The 17,955-nt window shown below is 66.0% G+C and carries 15 protein-coding genes; 8 read left to right on the plus strand and 7 right to left on the minus strand.

Annotated elements, in window-relative coordinates; genetic code table 11:
* The first annotated feature begins 38 nt into the window (after positions 1-38).
* On the plus strand, positions 39-2,210 hold the full coding sequence (locus QGV54_RS04585; RefSeq protein WP_281020070.1) for an indolepyruvate ferredoxin oxidoreductase subunit alpha: 2,172 nt from the start codon (positions 39-41) through the stop codon (positions 2,208-2,210).
* A complete protein-coding gene (locus QGV54_RS04590) occupies positions 2,207-3,721 on the plus strand; it encodes an indolepyruvate oxidoreductase subunit beta family protein (RefSeq protein WP_281018024.1) in 1,515 nt (504 codons plus the stop codon). Before QGV54_RS04585 ends, QGV54_RS04590 begins: the two co-directional genes overlap by 4 nt.
* Positions 3,722-4,175: 454 nt before the next feature.
* On the opposite strand, the gene QGV54_RS04595 is transcribed toward QGV54_RS04590, so the two are convergent.
* Together QGV54_RS04595 and QGV54_RS04600 are read right to left on the minus strand one after the other, a co-directional pair.
* Entirely contained in the window at positions 4,176-4,844 is a 669-nt protein-coding gene (locus tag QGV54_RS04595) for an EthD domain-containing protein (protein WP_281018023.1), read from the minus strand.
* A 76-nt stretch (positions 4,845-4,920) separates the two neighbouring features.
* The gene (locus QGV54_RS04600; protein WP_281018022.1) at positions 4,921-5,364 is read right to left on the minus strand and encodes a PaaI family thioesterase; all 444 of its coding nucleotides are present in this window, start codon (positions 5,362-5,364) and stop codon (positions 4,921-4,923) included.
* Between the two features lie 64 nt (positions 5,365-5,428).
* On the opposite strand from QGV54_RS04600, the gene QGV54_RS04605 reads away from it, so the two are divergent.
* From QGV54_RS04605 to QGV54_RS04625, 5 genes are all read left to right on the plus strand, one after another.
* Positions 5,429-6,505 carry an enolase C-terminal domain-like protein gene (locus tag QGV54_RS04605; protein ID WP_281018021.1) on the plus strand — a complete coding sequence of 359 codons (1,077 nt, stop codon included), beginning with the start codon at positions 5,429-5,431 and terminating at the stop codon, positions 6,503-6,505.
* 36 nt (positions 6,506-6,541) lie between these two features.
* A complete protein-coding gene (gene tcuA / locus QGV54_RS04610; RefSeq protein ID WP_281018020.1) occupies positions 6,542-8,026 on the plus strand; it encodes an FAD-dependent tricarballylate dehydrogenase TcuA in 1,485 nt (494 codons plus the stop codon).
* A gap of 4 nt (positions 8,027-8,030) precedes the next feature.
* On the plus strand, positions 8,031-9,167 hold the full coding sequence (locus QGV54_RS04615) for an acyl-CoA dehydrogenase family protein (protein WP_281018019.1): 1,137 nt from the start codon (positions 8,031-8,033) through the stop codon (positions 9,165-9,167).
* Between the two features lie 63 nt (positions 9,168-9,230).
* Complete coding sequence (locus QGV54_RS04620) at positions 9,231-9,629, plus strand: YciI family protein (protein ID WP_281018018.1); 399 nt, start codon at positions 9,231-9,233, stop codon at positions 9,627-9,629.
* Positions 9,630-9,631: 2 nt separating this feature from the next.
* Positions 9,632-10,870: a DUF6596 domain-containing protein gene (locus QGV54_RS04625; protein WP_281018017.1), complete on the plus strand. Its 1,239-nt coding sequence runs from the start codon at positions 9,632-9,634 to the stop codon at positions 10,868-10,870.
* Between the two features lie 3 nt (positions 10,871-10,873).
* Here the strand turns inward: QGV54_RS04625 and QGV54_RS04630 are convergent, their stop codons facing one another.
* The 5 genes from QGV54_RS04630 to QGV54_RS04650 form a co-directional block, all read right to left on the minus strand.
* Positions 10,874-11,665 (minus strand): hydroxyacylglutathione hydrolase, encoded by a 792-nt coding sequence (locus tag QGV54_RS04630; RefSeq protein WP_281020071.1) that lies wholly within the window; start codon positions 11,663-11,665, stop codon positions 10,874-10,876.
* Between the two features lie 110 nt (positions 11,666-11,775).
* Positions 11,776-13,356 carry a phosphoglycerate dehydrogenase gene (gene serA / locus QGV54_RS04635; protein ID WP_281018015.1) on the minus strand — a complete coding sequence of 527 codons (1,581 nt, stop codon included), beginning with the start codon at positions 13,354-13,356 and terminating at the stop codon, positions 11,776-11,778.
* A gap of 78 nt (positions 13,357-13,434) precedes the next feature.
* Positions 13,435-14,592 carry a phosphoserine transaminase gene (locus QGV54_RS04640; protein WP_281018014.1) on the minus strand — a complete coding sequence of 386 codons (1,158 nt, stop codon included), beginning with the start codon at positions 14,590-14,592 and terminating at the stop codon, positions 13,435-13,437.
* Between the two features lie 144 nt (positions 14,593-14,736).
* Positions 14,737-15,183 (minus strand): pyridoxamine 5'-phosphate oxidase family protein, encoded by a 447-nt coding sequence (locus tag QGV54_RS04645; RefSeq protein WP_281018013.1) that lies wholly within the window; start codon positions 15,181-15,183, stop codon positions 14,737-14,739.
* Positions 15,180-16,283 (minus strand): alpha/beta hydrolase, encoded by a 1,104-nt coding sequence (locus QGV54_RS04650; protein ID WP_281018012.1) that lies wholly within the window; start codon positions 16,281-16,283, stop codon positions 15,180-15,182. The genes QGV54_RS04645 and QGV54_RS04650 overlap by 4 nt, the downstream gene beginning before the upstream one ends.
* A 136-nt stretch (positions 16,284-16,419) precedes the next feature.
* Between QGV54_RS04650 and QGV54_RS04655 the strand changes: the two genes are divergently transcribed.
* Entirely contained in the window at positions 16,420-17,955 is a 1,536-nt protein-coding gene (locus QGV54_RS04655; protein WP_281018011.1) for a cryptochrome/photolyase family protein, read from the plus strand.

Genomic DNA, 17,955 nt, shown 5'->3' on the forward strand with positions numbered 1-17,955 from the left:
CGCTATAGTTCGGCCCTGAACCGGTTCCGGGGGGCGACATGGCTGAACGCAGTTTCAAGAAGGAAGTCGAGCTTCTGCGGCTTGGCGACGGTGATACCTTCGAGGGCGAGGGTATTCTGGCCGTCACCAAGGCGCTGCTGCAGTCCGGCGTTTCCTATGTCGGCGGCTATCAGGGCGCGCCTGTCAGCCATCTGATGGATGTGCTGAACGATGCCCGCCCGATCATGCATGAGCTTGGCGTTCACGTGGAGACCTGCGCCTCCGAGGCCGGTGCCGCGGCGATGCTGGGGGCCTCCGTCAATTACCCGGTGCGCGGGGCGGCCACATGGAAGTCCACGGTCGGCACCAATGTCGCCTCCGACGCGCTCTCCAACCTTGCCTCTGCCGGGGTGACCGGCGGTGCGATGATCGTGATCGGGGAGGACTATGGTGAAGGCTCCTCCATCATTCAGGAGCGCAGCCATGCCTTTGCCATGAAATCGCAGATCTGGCTGGTCGACCCGCGCCCCAACCTGCCGTCGATCGTGAAGATGGTGGAGCAGGGTTTCGAACTCTCCGAGGCGTCGAGTACCCCGGTGATGCTGGAACTGCGCATCCGCGCCTGCCATGTGCACGGTCGGTTCGCCACGAAGGACAACCGGCGTGGCACCTTCTCCGGCCAGAACCGGATTGCCGACCCCAGCTTCGATTACGGACGCATCTGTCTGCCACCCGCCACCTATGTGCAGGAGAAGGACAAGATCGAGCGCCGATGGCCCGCCGCGGTGAACTTCATTCGCGACCATGACATGAACGAGGTGTTTCACGGTTCGGCGGATGACGTCGGCATCGTCTGTCAGGGCGGCATGTACAACGCCGTCATCCGTGCGCTGCAGCAGGTCGGACTGGCCGACGCCTTCGGGGAAAGCGCCATCCCGATCTACTGCCTGAATGTCACCTATCCGCTGGTGCCCAGCGAGGTCACGGCCTTCTGCGCCTCGAAGCGCGCGGTGCTGATGGTGGAGGAGGGGCAGCCAGCCTACCTGGAAGAGGCGGTGAACGCGATCCTGCGAAAGTCGGACGTCCAGACCCGTGTGATGGGCAAGGGCCTGTTGCCGACGGCCGGGGAATATACGGGGGAGGCGGTGCTGCACGGCGTGGCCCGCTTCGTCGAGGGGGCGGTACCGAAGGGTGTCGATCTCGCCCCGGTGCTTCAGCGCTACCAGCAGATCGTCGATGCGAAGGCAAAGGCCGTGCGCCTGCTGGGGGAACCGATCCCGACCCGCCCGCCGGGGTTCTGCACCGGGTGTCCCGAACGGCCCGTCTTCTCCGCCATGAAGCTGGCGGAGCAGAAGGTGGGCAAGTTTCATGTTTCGGCGGATATCGGCTGCCACACCTTCTCCACGCTGCCGCCGTTCAACATCGGCAATACGGTGCTGGGCTACGGGCTTGGTCTGGCGAGTTCCACCGGCATCGGGCCGAACATGGACCGGCGGGTCGTCTCCGTCATGGGCGACGGCGGCTTCTGGCACAATGGCCTGACCAGCGGTGTCGCCAATGCCGTCTTCAATGATGATGACGGCGTGCTGGTGATCATGAACAACGGCTATACCTCCGCCACCGGCCACCAGGCGATCCCGTCGTCGGTGAAGGGGGGCGGTATCCGCAGTGGTGCGTTCCAGCCCGACGGCCAGGACATCGAACGTGCACTGCGCGGGGTAGGGGTCAAATGGATCCGGCACGTGCGTACCTATTCGGTCTCGAAGGTCATCGGCACCCTGCGCGACGCCATGACGACGAAACGCGGCGGGCTGAAGGTGATCATCGCCGATGGTGAATGCCAGCTTGCCCGCCAGCGCCGGATCAGGCCGGAGGTCAGCGCGAAGGTGAAGGCCGGGAACCGTGTCGTCCGCACCCGCTTCGGCGTCGATGAGGATGTCTGCACGGGCGACCACAGCTGCATCCGTCTCTCCGGCTGTCCCTCCCTTTCCGTGAAGCCGACCAGTGATCCGCTGCGGGATGATCCGGTGGCGCATGTGAACAATGACTGCGTTGGCTGCGGTCTCTGTGGTGAGGTCAGTCATGCTGCCGTGCTCTGCCCGTCGTTCTTCAAGGCTGACATCGTGCGCAATCCGGGGCGCCTCGACCGCTGGCGGCAGGGACTGAGGGATCGGGTGATCAGTCGTCTTTCCCGCAGTTCCGACGCGACCCGGCAGGAGAATGCCGCGTGAGCGAGAGCCGGACGACGACGGTCCTGATCGCGGCACTGGGGGGAGAAGGCGGCGGCGTGCTCGCGGGCTGGCTGGTGGATGCCGCCGGTGGCGCGGGGCATTGGGTGCAGCAGACCTCCATTCCCGGTGTCGCCCAGCGCACCGGCGCCACGACCTATTACATCGAGATCATGGAGCGCCCCGAAGGTGACGACCGGCAGCCGGTGATGGGACTGACCGCCAGTCCCGGCAATGTCGATGTCATGGTTGCCTCCGAATTGCTGGAGGCCGGGCGGGCGCTGGAGAATGGCTTTGTCACGCCCGACCGCACTACGCTGATCGCCTCGACCCACCGCATCTATGCCATCGCAGAGAAGTCCGCCATGGCGGACGGGCGCTACGATGCGGAACGCGTCCGCCGCGCGGCGGAGCAGATGGCGGCGCGGCAGGTGCTGTTCGACATGCAGGCAGAGGCGGAGCGCGCGAACACCGTGATCAATGCCGTGCTGTTCGGTGCCATGGCCGGTGCCAACGTGCTGCCGTTGCCGCGGGAGGCGTTCGAGGATGCGATCCGCTCCGGCGGCATTGCGGTGGAAGCCAATCTCGCGGGCTTCGATCTCGGGTTCCGGATGGCGCAGGGGGAGCGCCCTGCCGGGAAGAAGGACACGACGGCGGTCTCGGACGATGACGGGCTGGGCGACCGGACCCTGACAGACCGCATCAACCGCAACCTGCCAGGGATGCTGCAGGAACTGGCGCGGGAGGGGGCGCGGCGGCTGATCGACTATCAGGGTGTCGGCTACGCGCGTTTCTATCTCGACCGGCTGGAGCCGATGGTGAAGGCGGATGCTGTGCGCGGCGGCACGTCGCGGTCCTTTGCCGTCAGCCGGGAAGTCACGCGGCGGCTGGCGGTCTGGATGGCGTTCGAGGATCTGATCCGTGTCGCCGACCTGAAGATCCGCCCCGAACGGGTGGCGCGGGTCCGGGCGGAGGTGAAGGCCGCCGCCGATGAGCCCGTGATGATCACGGAGTTCCTGAAGCCGGGCGTGGACGAGGTGGCGTCGCTGCTGCCCCCCGCCCTCGGGCGCTGGGCCATCGGGCTGGCGGATCGGGCCGGGGTACGATACCGGCTGAACGTCGGCATGCACGTCTCCACGACCCGCATCAGGGGCTTTCTGCCCATGTGGCTGCTGTCGCGGCTGAAGGGCTGGCGGCCCAGGACATTGCGCTTCGCGGAGGAACAGGAACGCATCGACCGCTGGCTCGCCGTGATCAGCGATGCGCTGGAGGCCGACTATGATCTGGCGCGGGAGATCGCGGTCGCGGGCAAGGTCGTGCGCGGCTACTCCGACACCCATCGGCGCGGCATTCGCAACTTTCACCTGCTGATGGATGCGGTGCCTGCCTGCAAGGCTGCCCGCCCGCCCGCCAGGGCCTTCCGCACCCTGCTCGACGCGGCCCTCAGTGACCCTGAAGGCGATGCTCTCGACCGGGCGCTCGCGGCACTGCACGGGGAGAACGCGGCGGCCTGAAAGGGGCGTCCGGTCTCCTCCACCCCACTTCACGCCTCACCCGGGCCTGACCCGGGTGTCCAGTCTCCGCCGTTCGCGCGGCACCGCTGGGTACCCGGATCAAGTCCCGGTACGGCGTGAGTTATGGGGGAGATGGCGGAGATGTTTCGGCAGTTCCTAACCACCACGTCGCTCTCGGGCTTGACCCGAGAGCCCAGTCTCCGCCGTTCGTGCGGCACTGCTGGGCCACCGGATCAAGTCCGGTGGCGACGTCCGTGTTGGTGGTGGCGCGGGTGTCTTGTTCGTCTCCGCCCAGCACCACGTCGCTCTCGGGCTTGACCCGAGAGCCCAGTCTCCGCAGTCCGTGCGGCACTGCGGGGTACCCGGATCTAGTCCGGGTACGGCGTGAGTTATGGGGAGACGGCGGAGATGTTTCGGCACCTCCCCGCCCCCACGCCCGAGAGGCCAATCCAGGCTAGAGGATCACATGTTCCTTGGTGATCACGAAGTCGAGCCGGTCACCATCGATGAAGTTCGGCTCGTCGGCGATGGTCTCCTTGTAGGCGGCGCTTTCAGGTGATGTGCGCATGTCGGCCATGGAATTGAACCAGACCATGGCGAAGCCGTCGCAATCCGGTTCGCGTCCGCCCATGTAGGCGCTCAGCCTGGCGTGGTTCTGGATGTAGCGGCGCACGTTGGGAATGCTCGCGCCCAGCGGTCCGTGAGTATTCCGCCAGTGATCCTGAAACCGATCGACCGACAGACGCTTCAGCCGGTGCAGGATCTCGATGATCTTGAAGCCGTCGCTGGCCACCGGTTCGTCCTTCATCACGTGTTCCTCCACCAGCAGCAGGCTCATGGTGGAACGGTCGACGAATTTCTCCTCATCCGCGATCAGCTCCGGCCAGACGGCGCTGGTGATGTTGCGCTTCATGGTCTCGGTATCCGGCCACCAGGTCTCCGCGATGCCGTCCACGGGCAGATCACGTTTCGCATAGCCCTGCGGCAACGGATGATTCTGGGTATAGCGTTGCAGGCCATCCAGCTTCAGCACCGCCTTCGGGTGCTCATTCAGCCAGTAGTCCTGGAATTCATCGACCGGCATGCCCTTGCGGCGCCGGAATGTCAGTACGGATTTGATCATCGCTCCCTCCCCGGAGTTGATGGCATCTTCGTGACAGACGCCGTCCGCCGCAAGTGAGAAGCTGCCGTTGCGGCAATCAGGCAGGCAGGGACACCCAGCACGAGGTGACCAGTCCGGTCGCGCACAGGCTCTCTCGCTTGCCATCGACAGCGTGAATATCCACCCGGCTCAGGGCCTGGTTGCGTCCCGGCTTGATGACCGTTCCCCGGGCCACAAGCCTTTCACCACCTGCGGGACCGAGGTGATGGGTCTCGAATCCAAGTGTCCGGATCGTTTGCTCTTCCGGGGTCAGGGTCAGGGCGGCGGCACCTCCGGCGATATCCAGCAAGGCACCGACCAGACCGCCCTGCACATGTGCCCCGTCAAAGGTGAGTGCCGCCGCGACCGGCATCTCGATCTCGCTGGTACCGGGACCGAAGGCCCTCAGTACGAGACCGAGTGTGGCGGATGCGGGCATGCGGGAGAGAAAGTCACGCGCCACGGCCTCGAAATCGTCGCGGCGGGGTTCAAGCAACAACATCGGTGTACCTCGTATTGCGGGGGAAAGGGGCGTAGTCTGATCGTCTGGTGGAGGAGTGAAAACCATGCGCATCGAAAGCATCCGCGCCCGCGCGGTCAATGTCCCCATGAATCGCCCGCTCGTGACAGGCGGCGGATCGGTCACGACAGCGCCACTGGTGCTCATCGACCTGGAAACGGACAAGGGCGTTGTCGGGCGAAGCTACATCTTCGCCGTCTCCCCCATGCTGTCGGCGGGACTTGTTTCCATGGTGCAGCAGCTTGGCAATGACCTGACCGGTGTCGATCTGCGTCCGCGCACGGTGCACCAGACCATGTGCCGTCGCCTTCGCCTCGCCGGTGTCGATGGCCTGCTCGGATGGGTGGTCGCGGGGATCGACATGGCCGTCTGGGATGCCCACGCCCGCTGGCTGGAGGAACCGCTCTATCGGGTGCTGGGCGGCGCGTCGCAGCCCGTTGCGGCCTACAATTCCAACGGGCTCGGCCTGATCGGGCCGGAGAAGGCCGGACCGGAAGCAGCAGAGCTGGCGGAGGGCTTCGGCGCGGTGAAGGTGCGTCTGGGCTATGAGGACATCGAAACGGATGTCATGACGGTGGCGGCGGTGATGGAGGCGGTGCCGGAGGGCATGCCGGTCATGTGCGACTACAACCAGTCGCTCAACCGTGCGCAGGCGAAGATGCGTTTCGCGGCCATCGACGACATGGGGCTGGAATGGATCGAGGAACCGCTGACGGCGGAGGATGTGGGCGGCTACGCCGACCTGCGCCAGTGGTCGAGCACCCCGATCCAGCTCGGCGAGAACGCGCGCAGCCCGATGGATATTGCGCGCCTGATCCGGGATGGCGCCGGCGATCTGCTGATGCCGGACGTGGCCAAGATCGGTGGGGTCACCAACTGGCTGCGGGCCGCGGAACTCTGTGCCGCTGCCGAGGTGCCGATCTCCAGCCATCTGTTCCCGGAGTTCAGTGTCCACATGCTGGCCACCACCCCGACCGCGCACTGGCTGGAATTCGTCGACTGGGCCGCCCCCGTCATCCGGGAACCGCTGGAGGTCGTGGACGGCTATGCGCTGCCGCCGGACCGGCCTGGTGCCGGTATCGACTGGAACGAGGAAGCGGTTTCGCGCTATCTCGCACGGTAGAGGCGAAATATTCCGACCGATCTGGAGACTGAATTGATGCATGACGTGATTGTCGTGGGCGCGGGCAATGCCGCGTTCTGCGCGGCTCTGGCCGCGGCGGAGAACGGGGCGAAGCGCATTGCGGTGCTGGAACGCGCGCCGCGCGAGGAGTCGGGGGGCAACAGCCGCTTCACCGCCGGTGCGATCCGCTTCGCCTACGACGGGCTGAACGATCTGCAGGCCGTCATGCCCGACCTGTCGGAGGAGGAGATCGCCACGACGGACTTCGGCACCTATACCGAGGACCAGTTCTTCGACGACATGTTCCGTGTCACCCAGTACCGCACAGATCCGCAGCTCTGCGAGATGCTGGTGCGCCGTTCGCGGGACACGATGGTCTGGATGCGGGAGAAGGGCGTCCGCTTCGTGCCGATCTATGGCCGTCAGGCGTTCAAGGTCGATGGCCTGTTCAAGTTCTGGGGTGGTCTGACGGTCGAAGCCTGGGGCGGCGGCCCCGGTCTGGTCGATTCCCTGACCGCCATCGCCGAGGCGCAGGGTATCGAGGTCCACTACGAGACCCGGGCGACCGAACTGATGTTCGACGGTGTCGCGGTCACCGGCGTCCGTGTACGCCGCCAGGGGGGGGCGCCGGAAGACATGCCGGCCCGCGCCGTGGTGGTCGCGGCGGGTGGCTTCGAGGCCAATCCCGAATGGCGCACACGCTACCTCGGTCCCGGCTGGGAACTGGCCAAGGTGCGCGGCAGCCGCTTCAACACCGGCGACGGCATCCGCATGGCGCTGGATATCGGTGCCGCCCCCTATGGCAACTGGTCCGGCTGTCATGCCGTGGGCTGGGAGCGCAACGCGCCGGAGTTCGGCGACCTCGACGTGGGCGACCAGTTCCAGAAGCATTCCTATCCCTTCGGCATCATGGTCAATGCCCATGGCCGCCGGTTCGTCGATGAGGGCGCGGATTTCCGCAACTACACCTATGCCCGCTATGGCCGGGAAGTGCTGGCGCAGCCGGGGCAGTTTGCCTGGCAGGTCTTCGATGCCAAGGTCGCGCACCTGCTGCGCGGCGAATACCACATCCGCCAGGTGACGAAGGCGAAGGCCGATACGCTGGAAGCTCTGGTGGCGCAGATGGAAGGCGTTGATCCGGAGGGGTTCCTGGCGGAGGTCGCGGCCTACAATGCCGCCGTGCAGACCGACGTGGCCTTCAATCCGAACGTGAAGGACGGACGCGGCACCAACGGCCTGTCACTGCCCAAGAGCAACTGGGCCAACACCCTGGATGAAGGCCCCTTCGAGGCCTATGCGGTGACCTGCGGCATCACCTTCACCTTCGGCGGACTGCGGGTCACGGACGAGGCGCAGGTGGTCGATACCGACCAGCGGCCCATTCCCGGGCTCTATGCGGCGGGGGAACTGGTCGGCGGCATCTTCTATCACAACTATCCGGGCGGGACCGGCCTGATGTCCGGTGCGGTCTTCGGACGTGCGGCAGGCAGTGCCGCAGCGCAGGCATTGCGGGAGGCATGATCCCATGCAGTTGACCGAAGACCAGACCATGATCCGCGACGCGGCCCGCGCCTTCGCGCAAGGGGAGCTTGCCCCTGGCGCCATGGAACGGGACCGCACGGGTGAACCGCCGCTGGACCTGCTGCGCCAGATGGGGGGACTTGGGCTGATGGGCATGACGGTGCCGGAGCAATGGGGCGGTGCCGGGGCCGACATGACGTCCTATGTGCTGGCGCTGATGGAGGTGGCGGCGGCGGACGGCGCGGTCTCCACGGTCATGAGCGTCAACAATTCGCCCTGCTGCGCCGCGCTGATGCGCTACGGCAACGACAGCCAGCGGGAGCGCTGGTTGCGCCCCCAGGCCACCGGGGAGATCATCGGTGCCTTCTGCCTGACGGAGCCGCAGGCCGGTTCCGACGCCTCCAACCTGCGCACGCGTGCGGTACGGAAGGGGGATCGCTGGGTACTGAATGGCGTGAAGCAGTTCATTACCTCCGGCGCCATCGGCGGCGTGGCACTGGTCTTCGCGGTGACTGATCCGGAGAAGGGGTCGAGAGGCATCTCGGCCTTTCTGGTGCCGACCGACACGCCCGGCTACCGGGTGGCATCGAAGGAACAGAAGCTTGGCCAGAGGTGCTCCGACACCTGTCAGATCGCCTTCGAGGATTGCGAGATCCCGCTGGAGAATCTGGTGGGGGAAGAAGGCCAAGGCTATCGCATCGCCCTGGCGAACCTGGAAACGGGCCGGATCGGCATTGCCGGTCAGTCCATCGGCATGGCCCGCGCCGCCTACGAGAAGGCGGTGGCCTACGCGCGCGAACGCACCGCTTTCGGCAAGAGCATCGTCGAACATCAGGCCGTCGGTTTCCGGCTGGCGGACATGAAGACCCGGATCGAGGTCGCGACCCAGATGCTGTTCCACGCCGCCGACCTGAAGCAGCGCGGCGAGCCCTGCCTGTCGGAGGCTTCGATGGTGAAGCTCTTCGCCTCCGAGATGGCGGAGCAGGTCTGCACCGACGCGATCCAGATCCACGGCGGCTATGGCTATGTCGCCGACTACGAGGTGGAGCGCATCTACCGCGATGTCCGCGTCTGCCAGATCTACGAAGGCACCTCCGACGTGCAGCGCCTCGTCATCGCGCGCCAGATCGCGGCGGGGTGAAATTCTTCTCGCGGACCTGTCGAGAAACGGTCTCCCTGGACGTCTCATGGGGTGAAGCGGGCGATGATCGCCCGTACCATCCTGAAACGAGATCAAGGGAGATCGGCAATGGGCCAGTTCATGTTGCTTCTGCACGATGATGCCAGCGAGGATGCGGAGCTCTCCGCAGCCGAAATGCAGGACATCATTGCGCGCTACCGTGCCTGGAGCCAAAAATGGCGCGAGTCCGGGCATCTGACAGGCGGGGAGAAGCTGACCGACGATCCGGGACGGATCATCCGCAGCGGCGCGCAGGGGATGATCGTATCCGACGGTCCCTACAGCGAGACCAAGGACGTGATCGGAGGCTACTTCCTGATCGTCGCCGAAGATTACGCTGCGGCGGAGACCATCGCCCGGGACTGCCCCCACGCGCAGCGCGGAAAACCGGTCGAGATCCGCCAGATCCACACGTTCGACTGATCATGGTACAGGCCCACGACTCTCCGGCGGTGGAACTGGCTGACCGGCTCTTCCGCCGCGAGTCGGGGCGCATGACCGCGATCCTGCTCCGGCGGTTCGGTCCCTCCGCAGTCGATGATGTGGAGGATATCGTGCAGGAGGCGCTGCTGCGCGCCTGCCAGACGTGGCCCTGGAAGGGCATTCCGGACAACCCTGCAGGTTGGCTCTGGCGGGTGGCGGCACGGCTGGCGCTGGACCGTCTGCGCCGCGCGGACCGCCTGGACATGACCGGCACCCTGCCGGATGTCGCCGATGGCCGGGCCCCGGACGACCTGTTGGTCGCAGACGATGAACTGCGGCTGCTTTTCCTGTGCTGCGATCCCGTGAACGGGCCGGAGACAGCGATTCCGCTGACATTGCGCCTGGCCTGCGGTTTCAGCACCCGTGAGATCGCCGCGGCGCTCTTGCTGGACGAAGCCACGGCGGCGCAGCGGATCAGTCGGGGCAAGGCCAGGTTGCGCGGGTTGCAGGCCGGGGACCTGACTGCATTGGCTGGCAACGACCTGGCACTTCGCCTGCATCCGGTGCTCAACACGCTCTACCTGCTGTTCGATGGCGGCTATGGTGCCAATGATCCGACCCGCTGGATCCGAGAGGAACTGTGTGTCGAGGCCACACGGCTCTGCGTCCTGCTGGCAGGACACCCGAAGACCACGTCACCCGAGGTGCATGCGCTTGCCGCCCTGTTCCATCTGCTGACCGCACGCCTGCCTGCACGGCAGGTGCGGGAGGAACTGGTCGATCTGGAGCGGCAGGATCGTGCGCTCTGGGACCGTCGGCTGATCGGCACCGGCCTGCGCCATCTCGAAAGGTCGCTCGGGACCGCGCCGCCGACCGTCTGGCACCTTCTTGCGGGAATTGCTGCCGAACATGCGCGGTCAGCGCACTGGCGGGACACCGACTGGCAGGTGATCCTGGACCACTATGACCAGCTCGTGCTGATCTCGGACGATCCGATCGTTGCGCTCAACCGGGCTGTCGCCGTCGCACAGGTCGCGGGGCCGGTCGCCGGACTTGCGGCAGTGCCCGACGAGGCGTCACTGCTGGATTATCACCTGTATCACGCCACACGTGCACGGTTCCTGCGGGACATGGGCCGTCGCGAAGAGGCTGGCTCCGCGCTGCGGCGAGCCATCGATCTCGCACCGAATGCGGCGGTCCGGGACCACCTGTACAAGCAGGACGAAGTGTCCCCTGGCTGAGCCCTACCAGCTGTTGCGCAGTTCGCGCAGCTTCAGGAAGACCTCGCGCGGGGTCGGGTCGTCGGGCAGGTCGGGGAAGCTCTTGCGCAGTTCCTCGATCACGGAGCGGCTGCGCAGGCGGAAGAAGGTATTCACCTCCTTCTCCTGCCCCATGGTGGTGACCAGCGCCTGGTCCGGGTCCTGATTCTCGACCTCTGCCAGCAGTTCCCTGGCGCGTTCGTTGTCGGGTTCCCGGTCCAGTGTGAATTTCAGGTTGCCGATCAGATACTCGTGGCCCGGGTAGAGCAGGGTGTCGTCGGGCAGGACGTCGAGCTGTTTCGCGAAGGTCTCGTACATCTGTTCCGGATGGCCGCCGTTGTGGCAGTTGCCTGCCCCGGCGTTGAACAGCGTGTCGCCGCTGAACAGGGACGGCTGGTCCGTGTGGGTCTTCAGGCAGATGTGGCACATGGTGTGACCGGGGGTGTCCATCGCCTCGATCTCCACGGTCTTGCCGACCTTGATGACGTCGCCGGCCACCAGCCCACGGTCGATGCCGCGAATGCTGTCCTTCGCATTGGCGTGGGCCAGCAGCTTCGCGCCGGTGGCGGCAATGACCTGGCGGTTGCCGCCTGTGTGGTCGCCATGTTCGTGCGTGTTCAGGACCTGGGTGATCTGCCAGCCCTTCTCCTTCGCCTTGGCCAGGCACTTCTCGTGATCCAGCGGATCGATGGCCATGGCCTCGCCGGTCTCCGGGCAGACGATCAGGTAGTTGAAGTTCCGATAGTTGTTTCCGGTCCAGATCTGTTCGACGATCATCTTGCTGCGGCTCCGCGTGTTTTGGTTACTGTCGGCAGTCCAACACGCAGCGCCCGCCGGGGCAATCCCCCGACGGGCGCTTTGGTGGATGCGGTGCCGTAGCGACCGTCTCAGAAGCTCAGCGAGTCGGCCCGCTGCACGTAGTCCTTCAGTTGCCGGATCTGGCCCAGCACGTTCTCCGGCACCGGCCCGTCGACCTCGATGAAGGCCAGGGCGTCGCCGCCGGCACTGGAACGGCCAAGGTGGAACGTTCCGATATTGACACCTGCCGCGCCCAGCAGGGTGCCCAGCTGGCCGATGAAGCCCGGCTTGTCGTGGTTGCGCAGGTACAGCATGTTGGCGCCGATCTCCGCCTCCATGGCGATATTGTCGATCTCGACAACGCGGGGCTTCTCGCCGGCGAACAGGGTGCCGCCGATGCAGCGTGTGCCGCTGCCCGTCTCCACATAGACCCGGATGGCGGTCTGGTAGTCGCCGGGGTTCTCGTCACGCTCCTCGACGATGCGGATGTTGCGGTCCTTGGCCAGCACCGGCGCATTGACCATGTTGACGGAGTCCAGCAGCGGCGCCAGCAGGCCCTGGATGACGATGGCCGAGAGCGGCTTAACGTTCAGGGTCGCGACATGGCCCTGATAGGCGATGCGGATCGACTTGATGCCGGTGCGCACTGTCTGGCCCATGAAGGCGCCCAGCTGCTCCGCCAGCTGCATGTAGGGGCGCAGCTTCGGTGCTTCCTCCGCCGTGACGGAGGCCATGTTCAGCGCATTGGTGACCGCGCCGTGGACCAGGAAGTCGGCCATCTGTTCCGCCACCTGCAGGGCCACATTGACCTGCGCCTCCGTCGTGCTGGCGCCCAGATGCGGGGTCGTCACCACGTTCGGGTGGTTGAACAGGACGTTCTCCTTCGCCGGCTCGTTCTGGAATACGTCCAGTGCCGCGCCTGCGACCTTGCCAGAGTCCAGTGCATCCTTCAGGTCCTGCTCCACGATCAGGGCGCCACGGGCGCAGTTGATGATGCGCACGCCGTCCTTCATCTTCGCCAGGCTTTCGGCATTGATCATGTTGCGGGTCTGGTCGGTCATCGGTGTGTGCAGGGAGATGAAGTCGGCGCGGGCATAGAGCTCGTCCAGTTCCACCTTCTCGACCCCGATCTCCGCCGCGCGTTCCGGGCTGAGGAACGGATCCGCCGCCACCACCTTCATGCGCAGGCCCAGCGCGCGGCTGGCGGCGATGGCGCCGATGTTGCCGCAGCCGATGATGCCCAGCGTCTTGCCGGTCAGCTCGACACCCATGAACTTCGACTTCTCCCACTTGCCCTCGTGCGTGGAGGCATTGGCCTGCGGGATCTGGCGGGCCAGCGCGAACATCATCGCGATGGCATGTTCGGCGGTGGTGATGGAATTGCCGAACGGCGTGTTCATGACACAGACACCGGCGGCCGTGGCGGCGGGAATGTCCACATTGTCGACGCCGATACCGGCACGGCCGATGACCTTCAGGTTGGTCGCGGCCGACAGGATATCCGCCGTCACCTTGGTGGCGGACCGGATGGCGAGGCCGTCATAGTCTCCGATGATCGCCTTCAGCTCGTCGGGGCTGAGGCCGGTCTTCTCGTCGTAGTCGACGCCCATGCGCTTGAACGTTTCCGCGGCGAGGGGGCTCATCTTGTCTGAAATCAGGACCTTGGGCATTGAACTGTCTCCGTCTTCCCCGCGCGCTGGCGGGGAATGCTGTACACGTGAACTCGATGGGAAGCGGGCTGGGCCGCGTCAGGACGCCTCGGCGCGGACCTGCTGCCAGGCCCAGTCGAGCCAGGGCACCAGGGCCTGCACGTCGGCAGCCTCGATGGTGGCACCGCACCAGATCCGAAGGCCTGCCGGGGCATCGCGATAGCCGTTGATGTCCAGCGCCACGCCTTCGTCTTCCAGCAGGGTCGCGATGCGCTTGGCACTCGCGGCCTGTGCCTTCTCGTCCTGTCCGGTGAACCATTCATCGGTGATGGACAGGCAGACGGAGGTGGTCGACCGCGTCGCCGGATCCCTGGCCAGGAAGGCGGCCCAGTCGGATGCCGCAACCCAGTCGGCGATGACCTGCGTGTTGGCTTCCGCCCGCGCGATCAGCCCGGACAGGCCACCAACGGATTCGGCCCAGCGCAGGGCGTCGATCTGGTCTTCCACGGCGATCATCGACGGGGTGTTGATGGTCTCGCCCTTGAAGATGCCTTCATTGATCTTGCCGCCCTTGGTCAGGCGGAAGATCTTCGGCATCGGCCAGGCAGGCGTGTGGCTCTCCAGCCGCTCCACGGCGCGCGGGCTCAGCACCAGCATGCCATGCGCAGCCTCGCCGCCCAGCACCTTCTGCCAGGACCAGGTGACCACATCCAGCTTGTCCCACGGCAGGTCCATGGCGAAGGCGGCTGAGGTGGCGTCGCAGATGGTCAGCCCCTGGCGATCGGCGGGAATGCCGCTGCCGTCGGGCACACGCACGCCGGAGGTGGTGCCGTTCCAGGTGAAGACGACATCGTGGTCGAAATCGACTTCCGCGAAGTCAACGATCTCCCCGTAAGGCGCTTCGATGACCCGTGCGTCGTCGAGGCGAAGCTGCTTCACCACGTCGGTGACCCAGCCGGCCCCGAAGCTTTCCCAGGTCAGCATGTCAACCGGGCGCGGGCCCAGCAGCGACCACATGGCCATCTCGACCGCGCCGGTATCGGAACCGGGAACGATGGCGATGCGATAGTCGTCGGGCAGGCCCAGGATCGCGCGGCTGCGGTCCAGCACTTCCTTCAGGCGTGCCTTGCCGATGGCGGCGCGGTGGGACCGGCCCACCGGAGCATCGGCGTAGATTTCAGGGGACCATCCGGGGCGCTTGGCGCAGGGACCGGACGAGAAATGAGGCGCGGCAGGGCGCACTTCTGGCTTCTTCATGATGGCGTTCCTTCCAGAACGAAGCGCCCCGTTGGGGGGGCGTGACCCGCCGCGGATATTAGGCGGCGACATTCGCTGGTCAACACGCGACACAGGCCTGCGACAATTGTGCGGCGCAGCATGCTGAATGGAAGGTAAAGGCGGTCAGTCGAACGCGTTGCCCATCCGCTTGCGGAAGTCCCAGCTGTTCAGCCGGTCAGGGGTGATGCGCAGGGTGGCCTCCGCAATGTCGCGACCCAGCAGCCATCTGGCGAAGTCGCTTTCCGGGTCGCCGCCATGGCGGATCAGCAGGTCGCGCAGCCGGTCCTTGCCGTCGGGCAGGATCTCTGCCCGGCCCTGTCCGCGCACGCCGTAGTAGGGCGGTGCCTCCACCGAAACCTCGAAGGCGCAGGCATCGTTGTGGCGCAGCGCCCGGACGATGTCGGCCTGCATGGGGGAGGCGCACCAGATCGCCCCGTCCTCCCACGCGAACCAGACGGATACCAGCATCGGGCGACCGGATTCGGTGATGGCTGCCAGGCGCAGCGGAACGGTCGTCGAGGTCAGGAAGGCATCCGTCTCCGCGCGGCTCCAGGGGCCCTTGAGCTTCATGGCGTGAGCCCTTTCAGAAAGCCCGTCAGCGCGGCAACCACCGCCTCCGGCTGTTCCTGCTGCACCCAGTGCCCGGCGCCGTCGATCAGGTGCAGGCCCCGGAAGTCGCTGGTCACGCGCGGACCCTGCATGCTGTCGAGCGCCCCGGGAGACTGCTGGATGCCCCAGTCGGCGGCCCCGGCGATGAAGGTGCTGGGCACATCGATGGTGCGCCCGTGGAACAGCTCCATCTCGCCACCGATGGCCGGGTCGATGGCACAGCGATACCAGTTCAGCCCGCCCTGGAACCCGGTGCGGGCGTAGGTCTGCGCATAGACCGCGAGTTCGTCGTCGGGCAGCCAGTCGCATGCCGCGACCTGCTCCGGTGTCGGCATTTCCGGCGCAACGGTCTCCGGCATGGTCGTGCCCCGGTCCATGACGTAGTAGGTCGGCAGCTTGGCCAGTTCATCCGCTGTCCAGCCGGTCAGCGGAAAGGGGTGGTTGCCCGGCCAGTCGGCGCTCTTCGCGTGATAATAGGCGCGCAGGAAATCATGCAGGCCCTGCGGCGCATCCAGCATGTCGCGGTCAGCCTGCGGTTCCGAATAATACCATTGATAGTGCTTCCGGGGCCGGGCGAGAGCGGCCAGCGCCGCATCGAGATCGGGCTTCGCCGAACCCCGGTCCGGTGCGGGCGGTCCGGCATAGGGGGCGCTCATCAGGGCGACCGAGCGGAAGATGTCCGGTCGCAGCAGGGCGCAGTGCGCGGCGACGGGGGAGCCGAAGTCGTGGCCGACCAGCGCCGCGACCTGATCCCGGTCCAGCGCGGCCACCAGACAGACAATATCCCGCGCCAGGTTCATCATGCGGAAGCTGCGCACGTCGCCGTCGTAGCGCCCATCCCAGCCGGTGGTGCCGCCATAGCCGCGCTGGTCCGGCGCAATGACATGATAGCCTAGGGCCGCGAGCGGCAGCATGACCTTGCGCCAGCTCCAGGCCAGTTCGGGGAAGCCGTGCAGCAACAGGATCAGCGGGTCGGCCGGGTCCCCCGCCTCCAGCACCCGCATGTCCAGGCCGTTGATGCCCGGCAGGTCGCGGGTCCGGATTCCGTCGGGCAGTTTCATCGCGCAGGTTCCTGTACCGGTCGGTGTCGCGGCATTCTTGTACCGCGATGCCCGGCTTGCCAACCCGTCACGGTGTCCGGGTGACCCATGCGACGGGGATGGCCGTATCAGGGGTTCATCCGGTGCAGGGCTTTGCATGACCACGAAGAATCTGATCCTGATCATGGGTGACCAGCTCAGCCCGGGTCTGCCTGCACTGGCGGAAGCGGACCGGTCCCGGGATGTGGTGCTGATGGTGGAGGTTGCGGAGGAAACGACCTACGTCCCGCATCACCGCAAGAAGATCGCCTTCATCCTCTCGGCCATGCGCCACTTCGCGGCGGAGCTTTCCGGCGATGGCTGGCAGGTCGACTATGTGAAGCTTGATGATGCCGACAACACCGGCAGCTTCACGGGCGAGCTCGCGCGGGCGGCAGAGCGCCATGCGCCGGACAGGATACGACTGACGGAACCGGGGGAATGGCGCGTCGCGGAGATGGTCGCGGGCTGGCCGGATGCCCTCGGTCTGCCTGTGGATGTCCTGCCGGACAATCGCTTCCTCTGCTCCCGCGCGGAGTTCGCCGAATGGGCTTCCGGCCGCAAGCAACTGCGCATGGAGTATTTCTATCGCGCGATGCGCCGGAAGACCGGACTGCTGATGGACGGTGACACGCCAGCGGGCGGGCAGTGGAATTTCGACAGGGACAACCGGAAGCCTGCGGAGACCGATCTGTTCATGCCCCGCCCCCCGCAGGCCCGCCCGGACGATGTGACGAAGGCAGTGCTGGAGCTTGTGGCGGAGCAATTTCCCGACGGGTTCGGTGATCTGGAGCCGTTCTGGTTCGCCGTGACGCGGGAGCAGGCGGAGCAGGCCCGCGACCGCTTCCTGGCGGAGGCCCTGCCGCATTTCGGCGACTATCAGGACGCGATGCTGCAGGGAGAGGACTTCCTGTATCACTCCGTGCTCTCGCCCTGCATCAATGTCGGCCTGATCGATCCGCTCGACCTCTGTCGGCGCGTGGAGCGGGCCTGGCGGAATGGCGATGTGCCGCTGAATGCTGCAGAGGGGTTCATCCGCCAGATCATCGGCTGGCGGGAATATGTGCGTGGCATCTACTGGCTGAAGATGCCGGACTATGCGGAGGTGAACCATCTGGCGGCGGAGCGGGACCTGCCTGCCTTCTACTGGACCGGGGAGACCGGCATGGCGTGTGTCCGTGCCGTGGTCGACCAGACGAAGCGTCAGGCCTACGCGCATCATATCCAGCGCCTGATGGTCACGGGCACGTTTGCCTTGCTGGTGGGAATCCGTCCGCAGCAGGTGCATGAGTGGTACCTGTCGGTCTATGCCGATGCCTTCGAATGGGTCGAACTGCCGAACACGCTGGGCATGAGCCAGTTCGCGGACGGGGGGCTGCTGGGCTCGAAACCCTATGCCGCCAGCGGCAGTTACATCAATCGCATGTCGGACTATTGCGGCGACTGCACCTACAGCGTGAAACTACGAACGGGGGAAGGCGCCTGCCCCTTCAACGCGCTGTACTGGGATTTCCTTGCCCGCAATGCGGACAGGCTGCGCGGCAATCCGCGCCTGGGGCCGGTCTACAGCACCTGGGACCGGATGAAGGCGGAAACGCGTGAAGACCTGCGTGCCCATGCGGAACGCATTCTCGACCGTCTGGACACACTCTGA

Source organism: Minwuia sp. IMCC3060 (assembly GCF_029909435.1).
Classification (GTDB): Bacteria; Pseudomonadota; Alphaproteobacteria; order Minwuiales; family Minwuiaceae; genus Minwuia.